The sequence below is a fragment of the Acinetobacter soli genome, from assembly GCF_018139125.1.
Classification (GTDB): Bacteria; Pseudomonadota; Gammaproteobacteria; order Pseudomonadales; family Moraxellaceae; genus Acinetobacter; species Acinetobacter soli.
The window spans coordinates 236,887-251,371 of the sequence record NZ_CP073241.1 but is presented as its reverse complement, the minus strand read 5'-3'; the positions used below and the strand labels follow the sequence as shown (position 1 = coordinate 251,371).

Sequence of the window (14,485 nt, the reverse complement as noted above, 5' to 3'; positions counted from 1 at the left end):
AAGTGGTAAACAAGGGCACACGCCTACTCAGTTAAAAATACTTTAGCCAAGTGATTTGTTTGTTTTGATGTTTAAATGCCGAGAACCACGCTACAACAGGATAGAGCATCACGGTCAGTAATGCAGTAATTCCCCAAACACTACGCATGGAATCTACCGCAAAATAATTGCCATCTGTATAACCGAATATACTCACGCACACCACGTAGAATAGTTTAAGTACATACAAATGAATCAGGTAAAAAAACATTGGTACTGAACCCAGTACTACTAAAGGTTTAAGACCTTTCCAGTGATTCAGACGCTCAAATATCGCCAATATCATCAGCCCTATTCCAGCATTGAACAGAATAAAAAATAAAGAAGGCGGATACTTGGTCAGATTCATAAAGCTCATGAACGTCATGAGAGATGAATCATAATTAACCCAAGGTTGATCACCATACACATTGATCAAGCGCAACAGCACAAACAATGCAATACTACCTAAGCCAAGGCCGAGTAAATAACGTTGACGCTGAGCTGGACTAAAGCGTTGTTCAAAGAAGTAGCCCAACGCATAGCCGACAAAAATCACGCCAAACCATGGTAAAACCGGGTAAGAGGTCCGAATTTTAATAGCGCCGAACTCTATCCAGCTACGCTCATGTAACACATACCAGAGCTGCTCTAAACCCCAAATGCCCCTAAAAGTCATTGTGTCGAGTAGATTATGTCCAAAAATGATCAATAATCCGGTTGCAAGTAAAACTTTTCTAGGCAGACCCACACATAAGGCCAACACCACCATGCTGATACCAATCGCCCAAATCACTTGTAAATAAATGACATCGGGTGGGAATTTGGCAGTCCATGCAAAATTGACCAAGGTGAGCTCTAACACGATCAAAAACAAGCCACGTTTAAGTAAAAAACTGCGTGTACTTGCTACCGTGTTTTTCATTTGATAAAGATAAGCTGAAAGCCCCGTAAGTAGCACAAAAACGGGGGCACAAATGTGCGCCAAAGCACGACTTCCAAATAAGGCCGGCTCAGTCTCTAAAATGTTCATCGGATCAGTGACTTGTTTATTTAGATAAAATGTTTCCCGAACATGATCGAGTAACATGATCACCATGACAAGCCCTCGTAGGGCATCGATAGATTGTAATCGAGAGAATGTTTTAAGGTGAGACATAATGACTGTAAAACTTAAATCCGTAATGTTATAGTATTACAAATATTAAATTTTGTCTCTACGATTGAGCCGTTTTATGCAACGCACATCTTATTTAATTTCGTCTGTTTTGGGGCTTTCTTTTTTTCCAGGATTAGTTTGGGCCGACGATAAATCGAGTAACGTTCTCTCCACTATTACTTTGCAAGCTGCTACCGAACAGGAAACCGAAAAGAAAACCTCGGCAACAACTAAATTTGCGCATGATATTGTAGATGTGCCATTTAGTCGCAGTTTCTTATCTGAGGAAATTTTGAAGCAACAAGATGTTCAGCGCATCGATGAAGCGATTCAGCTGGTGACGGGCGTTTATGCGCAAAACAATTACGGCGGTGGATTCTGGGATAATTATTCTATTCGTGGTTTCACTACCGACCCAAACGTGAGCGCCACTATTATTCGAAATGGCTTAAGTGTGAACCGTGGTTTGAGCGCGCCGCGCGATCTGGTCAATATTGCCTCCATCGATATTTTAAAAGGCCCTGCTGCTGCGCTGTATGGTCGCGGCGAAATGGGAGGATTAATCAATATCACTACCAAAAAACCGCAGTGGCAACCACAAGGTGAAATTAACCTGAGAGCCAATACAGAAGAAAAATATCGCGGCAGTTTTGAATATACGGCACCGATTAATGATCAGGTCGCTTATCGATTGGCCGTTGCACATGAAGATAATCAAAGCTTTCGTGATTATGTCAACAGTGACCGCTGGTTCTTTTCACCTCAATTAAGCTGGAAAATTTCCGATCAAACCCAGCTCAATTTTGATAGTGAAATCACGCGCCAAAAAGGCATATTTGATCGTGGTATTAGTGCTTATAAAGGTCAGATTTTAATGGATCGTAAAACCTTTACAGGTGAACCTTCAGCAGATGAAAATGAAGTCAGCGATCAGTTTTATCAGTTACATCTCGCGCATAGCTTCAATGAGGACTGGACGCTCAACAGCGCCATCAGTTACAAGCAAGGTAAGATTGCCGGGAGTTCCAACGAGCCACGTAGTTTTGAAGCGGATGCCCAAACATTAAATCGTCAGCGCCGCCAGCGCTATACCTACACCGCCGACCGCTTGGCCCAAACTGAACTACTTGGAAAAATTGACAGTTCATGGGCAAAACACGAAGTTTTAGTTGGCGCAGAGCTTGGCACACTGGTATTCAATCAAAGTCAGCTTCGATGCGACAATGGTCGTACGGGGCGTGTTAATGGTGGATACAGTAATCCAAAACGCTATTGTGTGAATCAGATCAATGTAAACGCTCCGCAATACGGTAACTACCCGAAAGAAATGGGATTATTTACTGATACTCACGAAGTGCAAGACTATGCATCATTGAATTTACAAGATCAAATGTTCTTCAATGATCACTGGAGTGTGCTATTGGGCGGTCGTCTTGATCGCATTAAACAAAGCCTCGATAACTATGTGGGTGGCATTTATTCTTCAAAAACATTTAATGAGGTATCACCACGTTTTGGCTTAAATTATAAATTTAATGATCATTTATCATTTTATAGCAACTATGGCCGGTCATTTGCACTAAATACGGGTACCGATGTCAGCGGCAACGTATTTGCACCAGAGAAAGGTGAAGGTTATGAAATTGGAACTAAATTTCAACCCAACGATATAAGCCTCTTGAGTGCTGCTCTGTTTCATATGAACAAGCGTAATGCCTTAACCATCGACCCGAATGATCCGAGCTATCAATATGCAGCAGGTGAAGCACGTAGCCAAGGTATGGAATTAACGGCGCAAACACAATTGTGGTCAAAACTTAACGTTCTGGCCAATTATACCTATACGGATGCCATTATTACTAAAGACACCAATATTGCCAAAGGTACGCGTTTAAATAGTATTCCAAAACACAATGCCAATCTGAGTCTGGACTATTTATTGGTTGATGATGGTCAGCGTAAAGCTGGTATAGGTGGCAATATCGTCTATGTGGGGCAACGAAACGGTACCCAAAATGATCAAGGCAATCTAAAGTTACCGGCGTATACCATCATGAATTTGAATGCCTACTACGCACCAAATGATCAATTCCGTTATCAGTTCAATTTAAATAACGTATTTGACAAAACATACTATGTCGAGAGCTACAGTGAAATGTGGATTCAACCGGGCGATCCAATTAACGCTTCACTTTCTATGCAGTGGAAGTTTTAAGCCTTATTGATGACTAGAGTGGCCCAATTGGGCCACTTTTTTTATGTTTGAATATTTTTATTTCGATTAGGTATTCGGCAATGTTATGGGTAAAATGCAAGAAATTAAGGTCTGTGTTGCTAAACGGATCTTTAATGCATTTAGAAAAAATCTGAGTTTGAGCTGATTCATGACTTCCTCACTTACCCCTTGCCTGCTAGATCAAGACAACCTGCAAGCAGCACAAGCTTTTGCCATTCGAACCCGACAGTTATTGTTTCCTGAGGTTTATCAAACCAATTTACCGCACGATCTCACCCATTTTGGTGAAACTTATGTGGTAAGGCCGATGGGTGCGTGCTTCATCATAAAAGACGGCGAGTCCATCGTGGCAATGGTGGCTTATCGAAGCTATGATGCCCGATTTGATCTTGAGTTACCCAGCCCATGTGTAGAAGTGGTCAAACTATTTGTTGAACCTCACTATCGTCGACAAGGATTGGCAAGCAGATTATGTCAGGCGCTTTTTGAATATGCGCGCACTCAAAATATCAGACATTTTTATCTGCATACCCATCCATTTTTACCAGCAGCCGAATACTTTTGGCAGCAACAGGGCTTTCATTTAATTCGGCGCGAATGGATACAGGATTACGACACCCTGCATATGCTCAAATCAATTTAAAGACGTTGCCGGCGCAGCAGAATCAGCACAAGCGCGACCAGAATGCTCAGACCAAAAATAGGCAAACACAAACTGGTTACTCCCAAAAGGAGTACCAAGCCAATGCGCTGACTCATACTGCCCTTTTGCCAAATCGTGAGGCTGTGTTGGGAAAACATAATCGTGCTTTGCTTAAAGTTTGATGTTTTCCACCATGCGCGATAGGCCATCAAAATCGCAGCACATAAACCCAGTGCAAAGAGCACCAAGAGCAATTGATTGGGCCAGCCAAACAACACCCCCATGTGGGCATCTACTCCCCATCGGGTTAATTTGGCCACCAGCGGAAATCGCTCGAAGTCAACATGATCAATTACACGCTGCTGCTGTAAATCAATCGCTACGCTATCGACCTGAGTTGGCCAGCCACGATCAATTTCTTCCACTATCCATGCTTGATTAGGCGCCGCAGGTGGACGAATTTGAATTTTATTTGCGCTAATCCCTTCGTTTCGTGCCAATTTTAATGCGAGCTCAAAATCATGCGCACTGATCATACTGTGCATTTGCATGACCATACCTTGGTGGTGTTCATGATGTGCCGCATGTGCATCGGTAGCTGTTTGCCCTGACAATGCTGTATTTAAGCTAGGCGTTTGCCAGCCCAAAGCCTGACGCAAGCTTAAAATATTAGAGCCTGCCCAGTTTGACCATGTCAGACCAGTAATCGAAAAAAATAGCAGCAATGGCAATAAAACTAGTCCAATCCAGCGGTGCCATTTGAGTAATTGAGCACGTGTACCAGAAACAGCACCTGAAGTATTTTTACGACGAATCATCCAGTGATAAAGGCCCGACAAGGCCAAAAGCCCCATCCAACTCGCGGCCAACTCACTATAAATACGTCCCCACTCGCCAAGCAAAAGATCTCGATGCAAACGATCGAGCTGTGTACGCAATGGTAAAATCCCACTGGTGCCATACACGCCTAGCTCACCTTTTACGGCTAAAGTATTCGGATCGACAAAGACGGCCTGATTATTGATCTGGTGAGTTTGATCGCTGTACATTACGCGAGTGGTATCGTGAGGTGTCGGCGCAGGACGTACTGCAACGATTTGTGCGGTGGGTGGCAGTTGCGCCTGAGCCACCTGAATTTGCTGGGTGAGCGTGCCGGCACGGTGGCCGTCGGGTTGGCTATACAGTACATCTCGATAGACATACTGCTCTAGCTGCGGTGTGAGTACGTAAAGCAGCCCTGTTAGGGCAGCGATAAATATAAACGGCGCAATAAAAAGCCCGGCGTAACGATGCAATAAAACAAAAAAATCACGCCAAAAACGAGGAGAAGAATGATGGACAGCCATAACGCGACATAAAGAAAATTACTTCGTTAGTATAGTTGATTTTATATACAACAGCCTAACTTCAACGATAAAAAAACCACAAACCCGGGCTTAATGGTTTTGTGGCTATAAACTTTAGATCAGATTTTCTATTTAAAAATTGAATCCGAAATTTAAGTTGATCCGGTACAACCATTTGTCACTATTTTGTGAGCTTGCAGAAGTATAGCCAGTGCTATTGATCGATCCACCAATAAAATTGGCATTTTTGCCCCATGTATAATCCACCCAAACCAGAAACGGTGATGCAATCAGCATCATGCCCGTGGTGTTGAGCTGAGAGGCAGACCAGTCACTGCGTTCTTTATCGAAATAACTATAATCGTTGTAAAATTTAATTGCCTTGAGTTTCCATAGATCTTGAACGGGTAAGGTATAAGCCACATTAAAGCTCGATACAGTCCCTTCAGAGGCAATAAAATAAGATGGTGTCAGGCCGTTCGTTCCCATTAAAGTCACGTCATTACTGACGCCATCCGGATTTTTTGCATCGTATTTATAGTGAATCACAGATCCTTGCACATTCCAGCGATTCATATTGGTATTGGCATGTAGCCCTAATGCATAGTATTTGCCATCATCATCGGTCACTTTATTATGAAGTTGAGAAACCGCGCCTGAAAGCCCTACTTCTTGCTTGCCTACTGAGGTGTCAAACTTTTTAACGAATCGCGCATTCACCTGATTACGTTTTTCGTTTTGATAGGCACGCTGATTTGGAAAGGTATTTTTCAAGTCATTGTAGGTGCCACTTTCCGGCGAGTAACGCATATTGGTCTTCAGCATTTCCGGGTAATAGCCGAGTTTGATGTCCCAGTCTTTATCGGTATAGTTCCAATTGAGGCCCGGCGCAATATTATTGCCATAGCCTAAAAAGAAAGGAATATGATACGTCCAGCCGTTTTGCGGGTACGGATAAATCGCGAAGGGTTTATAGACCAATCCTGCCTCTACGCTATTGTTGCTATTAAATTTATAGCCAATATAGGCTTTTTCGATTGATGTAAATTCTTGATCTTGCAGTAGAAAGCTTGAATTTAAATAAAAGTTATCGTAGGTTCCCTTTAAATCTAGGCGAAATACATCAAAATCTGCTTTACCAAAACCTCGATTTTGACTTTCTTTCCAGCTTTCATAGCGTTGCTGAACACGAATCACGCCGCCCACCTTAAATGAAGCAGTACCATCATCGCTTTTCCACTCCAATGGAGAATCCGCTGCCCATGTGGCTGTGTGTCCCCCAAGACAACATACTGCTAAACTTAATATGCGAATCATATTTTTTTTCATCACCAAAATCCTTATTACTGATGCTGTGTCGAGCACAGGCACATTTTGTTTTACATACAAAACATTGTTTAATTTAATTTTTAACTAAAAAAAATTTGTGCCTTTTATTATGGGGACGTGTCTTTCCTTAACACCCTCTCCATGACCCATTATCATTTTTTAGTTAAGATCACTTTGCTGCCTGAGCAGCAAAATGACCAATCAGTTGTCGGGTTGTAAAAATGTCTTAGTAGAGTTTTTTCTGCGGCGGGCCTGCAAAATTGAGTGGACCAATTGCGTGCATATCGAGCTCAATTACGGCTGGTCCTTTAAACTCAATGGCTTGTTTGATTGCAATTTTAAATTCATCGGCACTGGAAACTTTCCAGCTTTTTACCCCCATAGATTCACCTAACTTTTGATAGTCTGGTGTATGGAGTTCATTAAAGTACTGCCGCCCACCAAAGTAGTTATTTTGGATGCCTCGCATCACGCCATAACCGCCATCATTCATGATCATCAGCACTAGATCTGTTTTTTCTTGCGCCATGGTCGCAATTTCACCAATTCCAAGCATTAGGCCACCATCACCGACCAACCCTACGACTTTTTTATCTGGGTTGGCAATACTTGAACCTATCGCATGTGCAAGTCCAAGCCCAATCGCACCGGCAAGCGAGTGAATATTACGGTTAGGCGCTTGAACCGGAAATAAACGGCTGCCCCACGTGCTGCCCGACATGGTAATGTCACGTACGAAAATGCCATCTTCTGGGAGCGCCTCGCGTAAGTGATCGCAAATCAAAGCATACTGGTCGAGCTGTTTGCGAAGTGCTTCAACTGCTGAGGCTTTAGCTGCCGCAATGGCTTGATCATAGTCAGGATCGACTTTTGAAATGCTCGATAATTTACTCAATGCACGGGCCAAAATATCTTTGGCATCTGCACAAATAAACCGATTAACTTTATAGTTACGCTGCTGTGCAACTGGATTGGCATCGATTTGAATGAGATTGGCCGGAAATTCAACCGAATAGGTTTTGGTTTCATTACTGCGAAGGCGCGAACCCACTACCACGACTAAATCAGCCGCTTTTAAAAGTGCTTCTACATGCGCCGAATTATGAAATGCCCCCAAACTGCGTGGATGGGCATCGGCTAAAATGCCACGTCCATGCGTTGAGGACACCACGGGAATCCCCAAATCTGCAATCGCTTTTATTTCGTCTACACAATCGAGTGCACCTCCACCGATCCAGAACACGGCGCGTTTCGCGCTTTGCAACTGGCTCACCAAATAATCGACATGGCTTTCATCGACCTGTGGAAGCTGTAGTGGCTGTACAGGTGACAAATCGTGAGGTAAATCGATTTCAGCTGCCTGCACATCAATGGGTAACTCCACACTTACTGGCCCCATTGGCACTGTGGTTGCCACGCGAATGGCTTCACGGATGATACCAATGGCATGATCTGGGCTGGTGATACGAAATGCCGCTTTGCTTGAAGCACGTAAAAAAGTTAATTGATCTTTGGTTTCATGAATAAAGCTGGCATCACGATCAAGATATTCTCGTTCAACCTGTCCAGTTAGATGGAGTACTGGACTACCTGCATTCATGGCTTCAATTAATGACCCTACGGCATTACCAGCACCTGCGCCTGTACTGGTTAGTGCAACGCCTAAGCCTTTAAAACGAGCATGTGCATCGGCCATGGTCACTGCACCTGCCTCACCACGTGCCGCAACAAAGCGGATTTTTTCACGGCGCCCTACCGCATCGGCGATTGGTAAGTTATGAATAGAAATCACGCCATAGATACTATTCACCGCATGTGCTTCAAGTAAACGGGCAATTGCCTCTCCAACATTGACACGTTCTGTCATGAACATCTTCCTCTGAATTTTGTATAAAATTTTGTTAAATAAATATCTTGGCTAAAATTGGCTTAATCTGCCCACGGGTTTGGCTGTTCATTTAGCCCCATATAAATACTTTTTTGCTGCATATAAGACAAAATGCCTTGGCGTCCTTTTTCACGACCGATTCCGCTGTCTTTAAATCCACCAAACGGTGCTGAAATAGAAAACTTTTTGTAGGTGTTGATCCAAACCGTTCCTACTTCAAGTGCGCGAGCCATACGCCATGCTTTACGGTAGTTTTCTGTCCAGATGCCTGCGGCCAATCCAAAGCAGCTGTCGTTGGCTTGTTCAAGCAAATCCGCTTCATTGTCGTATTTCATTACTACCAGCACTGGCCCGAAAATTTCTTCTTGACAGACCTGTGCATGATTTTTTAGGCCAGTGATAATAGTCGGCAAATAGAAGCTGCCCTTTGCAAAATCGCCTTCGGTAAGTGCATGACCACCCGTGACAATCTCGCCGCCTTCTTGAATGGCAAGTTGTACATAACGATCTACCGATGCCAGATGCGCTGCGTTAATGAGTGACCCCATATGTACATTGTTCTGCTCAGGATGACCTACGCGAAGGCCTTTGGTGATTTCGACCAGACGCTTTAAAAATTGATCGTAAATGCTGCTATGAATAAATAAACGTGAACCCGCAATACAGGCTTGACCCGCAGAGCTGAAAATACCGTAAGCAATACCTTTGGCTGCAAGTTCGATGTCGGCATCTGGCAAGACAATCGTAGGTGATTTGCCACCTAATTCAAGCGATGTGGTGATCAGTTTATCGGCTGCAATATGCGCTAAATGACGACCTGTGCTGGTTCCCCCAGTAAATGAGATTTTACGTACCAGTGGATGCTTCACGATCGCGTCGCCAACCACAGATCCTTTGCCGACCAAGACACTCAGCAAGCCCTTGGGCAAACCCGCCTCTTCAAATATTTTGGCGAGCTCCAATGCAATTAATGAGGTGGCTTCAGCGGGTTTTAAAATCACTGCGTTACCGCCTGCCAAAGCTGGTGCAAGTTTTTGTACTTCACTCGCGATCGGAGAATTCCAAGGCGTAATTGCAGCCACCACACCAACAGGCTCATGCACACTAAAAGTCATAAAGTCTGCGGCACGCTGCGTGGTCATATCATCATTCATGGTTTCGCAGGCAGCCGCAACATATCGGGCTGTAGCAGCAGCACTCATGACCAGCGCTTTGGTTTCGGCTAAAGGTTTACCGTTATCGCGAGTTTGCAGCTTCGATAACTCTTCGGCACGTGCCTCAATCAGCTCGGCAACCTTGTACAGCACTTTGGCACGCTCATGCGGCATTCGCTCACGCCACTCAGGTGACCGCCATGCCTGATCAGCTTTAACAATCGCTTCTTCAATATCGTCAGGACTTGCCGTCGAGATTTCTGCATTTACCGAATTATCTGCCGGAAAGATGCTTTGAATCACTTTACCTCGGCCCAAACGCCATTCACCTGCAATATAAAGTTCCTTGACCATTTTGAGCTCCTTTTAAATCTGAATAGCTTCAACACTGTTACGGCATGCACGAATGACACTCAAAGCAGCCAGTGTTGAGGTTTTTGGATTTGATGCCAGCGGCACTCCAATCATTTCAACGGTCATTTGCCCGAATCGGCCCTGTGCCACGATGGTGTGTTTGTTTTGTTGAATTGCCGGATCGACCATGAGTTCGACTTGGGTCTGGTCCATTCCTATACCTGCCAGTGCAATGGTTGCGGCCACATTCGCATTGGCCGGAAATTTAAGTGCTGCCTCACGTGCGCTTCCGCGATAAAACACTGTGGGTGCCTGAACCTGATCGAGATCAATCAACTGTTCTGCATAACTCCCTCGCCAGCTATTCGGGCTTTTGCAGCCTTTATAGGTGACCTGTTCAAGCCCACCTTCTTTGGCCGCGGCTATGCCGTCGATACCTGCAATTGCCCCTGCAAGCAAATGCAGATGCGCACCATTTTTTTCGGCTGTTTGCTGCAAATCAGTAAAAAACACGCTGTCGGCCAAGGTACCCACAGAAATGAGTCCAATGGTCCAACCATGCTGCAAGACTTTCTTGGCATGTTCTTTTACCGCTGCCTGACCGGCCACTTCAATCACATAATCTGGCGTGCCTTCACACTGATCGATATCGGAAATCACCTGAATATCGGCACTGACTTTTTGTTTAACACTGTCAATACTTCCCTCAGGAACCACAATCCATTTCAGCGCTAAATCATGGGGCAAGTGCGCATAAACCTCAGAAGCCATTGCACCAAATCCAATCATCATTAATTGCTTCATTGCATTCACCTTATAAATGCTTGTTAAATCCGCCAGAAACATCAATTGTTGAACCTGTGGTATAAGACGCTAACGGCGATGCAAGAAATACCAGTGCGCGAGCAGGCTCCTCAGGTTTACCCAAGCGCTGCATTGGAATTCCGCGTTTTTTGGCAATATTGGCAGTCCACTCTTCCCAAGATTGTTCTTGATCTGAACGGTTGGCATAACGACGCTTCCACTGCGCCGATTCGACCATGCCCAGTAAAATTGAATTGACCCGCACCTTAAACTGATTAAATTCATGTGCCAACGAATGGGTTAAATTAAGCAGAGCTGCGCGTGCAGATGAGGTTGCGATCATGTGAGGTTCAGGCTGTAACGCCAGTAAAGAATTCACATTGGTAATTGAACCGATTTCCGAACGTTTAAGATCGTCTAAAAAAGCGCGTACGGGATGCAGTACACTAAAGTATTTCAACTCGATTTCTTTCATCCAGTCTTCATCTTGAGTATCTTCAAAACTCGAGACGCGCCCCTGACCCGCATTATTGATCAGCATGTCGACATTGCCCAGTTCACGATGTACCGTTTGCGCAAACTGTTGAACATCGTGTTTGTCTAAAACATTACAATTTTGTGTGTAAATTTGTGCGCTTGGAAACTTCTCTAAAATGTATTGTTTTGAGTTGTCTAAACGTACTTGATCACGCCCACACCATGCCACTTTGGCACCTTCTGCAACTAAAATTTCCACTGCAGCCAATCCGATACCAGAAGAGCCACCTGTGACTACTGCTACTTTTCCTTCAACTTGGAAGCTCATAGATTATCTCTCGTTAATATGCTGCTTGACGGACAAAACAATTTGATTAAATGATTCAATCTGATCGACATAGCTCAAATGCCCTGCCGCTTGAATCTCGATGTAGTTTCGACATTGAATTTCTTGTGCCAGCTTTTTAATTGCTCCAGCAGGTGTAATGCTGTCACATTGACCCGCAATCACGGTGCAAGGCACCTTTAAACCGTTTAAGTAATTTCGAATTTCGTCATATGCCAATAAATAAGATGCGTGTGTGAATCCTTCGAGGTGCAGGTTCTGCATGACCTGTTCAATCAACTCTAGAATCACTGGCGTTTTTAAAAAAGTGAGATGCGGCCCACGTGTCTGAGCCAATCCTGTTTGACCTAGCTCGACCAATAATTTTGGCCGTTTGTGATACACATCAGCCTGTTGTTCGGCGCTGTAACGCTCATAACCCTGCGCCACATTTGCAATGATGAGTTGTTCCACACGATCGGGATAACACTGGGCAAATGCACTGGCCTGCAATGCACCAAGCGAGTGGCCAACCACAATCGCTGTATCGATGCTCAGACCATCCAGAAGTGCTTTTAAACGCTCGGCATAATCTGTTGCTTTGGGCTCGGCCGTGTTTAAAGGATCTGATAATCCATACCCCGGTGCATCCCATGCAATAACGCGAAAATGATGACCCAGTGTTTCCAATTGCTGCACCCAAGACCCCGAACCTGAGCTGATGCCATGTAATAGCACCAGCACCTGTTCACCTGAGCCAGACTCACGATAGGCTTGTGTAGCACCAGAAAGCTCAAGCATCTGAACTGGAAAATGCTGTAATTTCTCGACAAGTGTCATCATGATTTCCCGATATAGGGAACTTTTGCACGCCAAGGAGTGCGTCGAGTTCCCGTTTTTGAAGATTGATGTAGCTGCGCGCTATATCTGCACTTAGTTACGTTTAATTTGAGACAACGGATGCTCAGGCGGATAATTCGGAATCGTCGGCTTACCCGCACCGAGCATCACACACATCAAGGCATCGTCTTGACCCGGATTAAACAGACCTCGGTAAATTCCTGGTGGAATCGAAATCAGATCACGTTCTTTTAAACGCGTACTAAATTTTTCACCGTTATGCTCGATAAACAGGTCAATTTCACCACGCAACATAAAGAACACTTCTTCCACATCATGATGAATGTGCAATGGCCCTTCACATTGTGGCGGCAAGACCATGGTCGAAAAGGTAAAGTTTTCTGCAGGAACGGTATTGCTATCTTGCCCTACGCCTGTTGCACCAGACCCCATGTAACGCATCTGTGCACGGCGGTATTTCGGGTCATAATCGGCCTGAAACTTAAGCGCGTCGAAATCGTATTCACGTGTCTCGAATCGGGCGATACGGGTAGTTAACCATTCTTCTAAACTGGTTCCTTCTGGTTGATTCCATGATTCAAATTGTTGAGTACTCATGACTGACTCCTACTTAAAATTGAAAATGAATTAGTAACGTTTGAGTAATGGGGTGAGAAAGAACGATCCCACAATTGCCACCACGGCCAAGAACGTGATTCCCAAGTTAAAACTGCCTGTTTGCATCACAATCATGCCAATCAGAACTGGAGCGGCCGCACTGGCAAAATTTGCCAAACCATTAAATATTCCCCCTGCGGTTGCACCTACATCGGCAGTGGTGACACGCGCCAGCAGGGCAAAAATAGCCGCTACGCCAAAACCCCATGCCATTGAACTGACCGACATGGCCGCAATAATGAGAAGTGGACTGGTCATCAGCACCATGACGTAAAGCGAAATTCCGGCTATTAGTAATCCACCAAAGACCTGAACAGCACGCTTCCCCAATTTGTCTGAAAATATCGCACCGACAATTTCACCAATTAGCATGGCTATAAATGGTAAGCTCGAATAAAAACCGAACTCTTTCAGATTGAATCCCTTGTCTTGAATTAAGTAAGACGGCACCCAGCTATTGAGTCCCCACAAATAGGTCATGAGGGCGATATTGAACAAACACACCAACCAAAAAGCGCCGTTTTTTAGTAATACTTTGGTATTTTTGAGGTGTCCCTGAAAATTGACACGTTTACCGGTCCCTTCGAGTTCGATCGACTTACGTAAATTAAGATTGCGTAGTCCCACCAACACCAACAGCATGACAATTAGGGTTAAGCCAGCCATTACAAAAAAGGTGGTGTGCCAGTCATGCTTGGCCAAAACGGCTGCGGTAATTGGGAAGCCTAGAAAAGCGCCAATCGGTGTCCCCAGCAAAAACATGGTCGATGCACGCGCTTGCTGACGATCTGTATAGGTTTGTTTGACAATTGCATAGGCCAAAGCAAACAACGGACCTTCTGCAATACCTAGCAGAACTCGCAACAACAGCATGGTGCCATAATGGGTGGTAAAACCCATGATAAACATCAGCACACCCCAAGAAGTGACGCTCCAAAACAGCATCTTTTTCGGATTAAAAATATCTCCGAGAAAACTTAAGAAAATCGATGAGAATCCGTAGGCCAATAAAAAGCTGGTCATTAACCAACCCAGTTTTGCTTTATCCTGTGCAATCCCCATGGCATCTTGAAAGTGCGGATCTGAAAACAGCACGGCAATACTAATCTTGTCAAAGAATGCCAGTACCACACAGGCCATCAATACAAATGCAGGTATCCAGTGTTTGAATCCTTTTTTTTCATCTACATCATTTAACATGCAAGCGTTCCTTCGATTTGGCTAAAGATCTGAA

12 protein-coding genes are annotated in these 14,485 nt (G+C 44.5%); 2 read left to right on the top strand and 10 right to left on the bottom strand.

What is annotated here, in order from left to right:
- Window positions 1-31: 31 nt before the first annotated feature.
- Window positions 32-1,177, bottom strand: coding sequence for a DUF1624 domain-containing protein (locus KCV09_RS01080; protein ID WP_151795795.1), 1,146 nt, complete (start codon window positions 1,175-1,177; stop codon window positions 32-34).
- A 76-nt stretch (window positions 1,178-1,253) separates the two neighbouring features.
- On the opposite strand from KCV09_RS01080, the gene KCV09_RS01075 reads away from it, so the two are divergent.
- Window positions 1,254-3,392: a TonB-dependent siderophore receptor gene (locus KCV09_RS01075; RefSeq protein WP_151815385.1), complete on the top strand. Its 2,139-nt coding sequence runs from the start codon at window positions 1,254-1,256 to the stop codon at window positions 3,390-3,392.
- A gap of 169 nt (window positions 3,393-3,561) precedes the next feature.
- Window positions 3,562-4,056 carry a GNAT family N-acetyltransferase gene (locus tag KCV09_RS01070; RefSeq protein ID WP_212515408.1) on the top strand — a complete coding sequence of 165 codons (495 nt, stop codon included), beginning with the start codon at window positions 3,562-3,564 and terminating at the stop codon, window positions 4,054-4,056.
- Here the strand turns inward: KCV09_RS01070 and KCV09_RS01065 are convergent.
- The 9 genes from KCV09_RS01065 to KCV09_RS01025 all read right to left on the bottom strand — a co-directional run bounded on the left by KCV09_RS01065 (window position 4,053) and on the right by KCV09_RS01025 (window position 14,451).
- Window positions 4,053-5,402, bottom strand: coding sequence for a PepSY-associated TM helix domain-containing protein (locus tag KCV09_RS01065; RefSeq protein WP_151815386.1), 1,350 nt, complete (start codon window positions 5,400-5,402; stop codon window positions 4,053-4,055). The genes KCV09_RS01070 and KCV09_RS01065 overlap by 4 nt on opposite strands.
- A 132-nt stretch (window positions 5,403-5,534) precedes the next feature.
- Window positions 5,535-6,731, bottom strand: a complete 1,197-nt coding sequence (locus KCV09_RS01060; RefSeq protein ID WP_212515407.1) for a hypothetical protein — start codon at window positions 6,729-6,731, stop codon at window positions 5,535-5,537.
- Window positions 6,732-6,957: 226 nt separating this feature from the next.
- Complete coding sequence (locus KCV09_RS01055; RefSeq protein ID WP_151815388.1) at window positions 6,958-8,598, bottom strand: thiamine pyrophosphate-binding protein; 1,641 nt, start codon at window positions 8,596-8,598, stop codon at window positions 6,958-6,960.
- A gap of 62 nt (window positions 8,599-8,660) precedes the next feature.
- Window positions 8,661-10,127: an aldehyde dehydrogenase gene (locus tag KCV09_RS01050; RefSeq protein ID WP_212515406.1), complete on the bottom strand. Its 1,467-nt coding sequence runs from the start codon at window positions 10,125-10,127 to the stop codon at window positions 8,661-8,663.
- A gap of 12 nt (window positions 10,128-10,139) precedes the next feature.
- A complete protein-coding gene (locus KCV09_RS01045) occupies window positions 10,140-10,931 on the bottom strand; it encodes an aspartate dehydrogenase (RefSeq protein ID WP_151791071.1) in 792 nt (263 codons plus the stop codon).
- 10 nt (window positions 10,932-10,941) lie between these two features.
- Window positions 10,942-11,736, bottom strand: coding sequence for an SDR family oxidoreductase (locus KCV09_RS01040; RefSeq protein ID WP_004946038.1), 795 nt, complete (start codon window positions 11,734-11,736; stop codon window positions 10,942-10,944).
- A gap of 3 nt (window positions 11,737-11,739) precedes the next feature.
- Window positions 11,740-12,576 carry an alpha/beta fold hydrolase gene (locus tag KCV09_RS01035; RefSeq protein ID WP_212515405.1) on the bottom strand — a complete coding sequence of 279 codons (837 nt, stop codon included), beginning with the start codon at window positions 12,574-12,576 and terminating at the stop codon, window positions 11,740-11,742.
- Window positions 12,577-12,666: 90 nt separating this feature from the next.
- Window positions 12,667-13,191 (bottom strand): cupin domain-containing protein, encoded by a 525-nt coding sequence (locus KCV09_RS01030; protein WP_004935895.1) that lies wholly within the window; start codon window positions 13,189-13,191, stop codon window positions 12,667-12,669.
- Between the two features lie 30 nt (window positions 13,192-13,221).
- Window positions 13,222-14,451: an MFS transporter gene (locus KCV09_RS01025; protein WP_004946034.1), complete on the bottom strand. Its 1,230-nt coding sequence runs from the start codon at window positions 14,449-14,451 to the stop codon at window positions 13,222-13,224.
- Between the last annotated feature and the right edge of the window lie 34 nt (window positions 14,452-14,485).

Excerpts from the sequence above, each read along its gene's own strand:
- KCV09_RS01055 (WP_151815388.1), bottom strand. The coding sequence starts at position 8,598 with ATGACAGAACGTGTCAATGTTGGAGAGGCAATTGCCCGTTTACTTGAA.
- KCV09_RS01080 (WP_151795795.1), bottom strand. The coding sequence starts at position 1,177 with ATGTCTCACCTTAAAACATTCTCTCGATTACAATCTATCGATGCCCTA.
- KCV09_RS01050 (WP_212515406.1), bottom strand. The coding sequence starts at position 10,127 with ATGGTCAAGGAACTTTATATTGCAGGTGAATGGCGTTTGGGCCGAGGT.
- KCV09_RS01070 (WP_212515408.1), top strand. The coding sequence starts at position 3,562 with ATGACTTCCTCACTTACCCCTTGCCTGCTAGATCAAGACAACCTGCAA.
- KCV09_RS01075 (WP_151815385.1), top strand. The coding sequence starts at position 1,254 with ATGCAACGCACATCTTATTTAATTTCGTCTGTTTTGGGGCTTTCTTTT.
- KCV09_RS01030 (WP_004935895.1), bottom strand. The coding sequence starts at position 13,191 with ATGAGTACTCAACAATTTGAATCATGGAATCAACCAGAAGGAACCAGT.
- KCV09_RS01065 (WP_151815386.1), bottom strand. The coding sequence starts at position 5,402 with ATGGCTGTCCATCATTCTTCTCCTCGTTTTTGGCGTGATTTTTTTGTT.
- KCV09_RS01045 (WP_151791071.1), bottom strand. The coding sequence starts at position 10,931 with ATGAAGCAATTAATGATGATTGGATTTGGTGCAATGGCTTCTGAGGTT.
- KCV09_RS01025 (WP_004946034.1), bottom strand. The coding sequence starts at position 14,451 with ATGTTAAATGATGTAGATGAAAAAAAAGGATTCAAACACTGGATACCT.
- KCV09_RS01060 (WP_212515407.1), bottom strand. The coding sequence starts at position 6,731 with ATGAAAAAAAATATGATTCGCATATTAAGTTTAGCAGTATGTTGTCTT.
- KCV09_RS01040 (WP_004946038.1), bottom strand. The coding sequence starts at position 11,736 with ATGAGCTTCCAAGTTGAAGGAAAAGTAGCAGTAGTCACAGGTGGCTCT.
- KCV09_RS01035 (WP_212515405.1), bottom strand. The coding sequence starts at position 12,576 with ATGATGACACTTGTCGAGAAATTACAGCATTTTCCAGTTCAGATGCTT.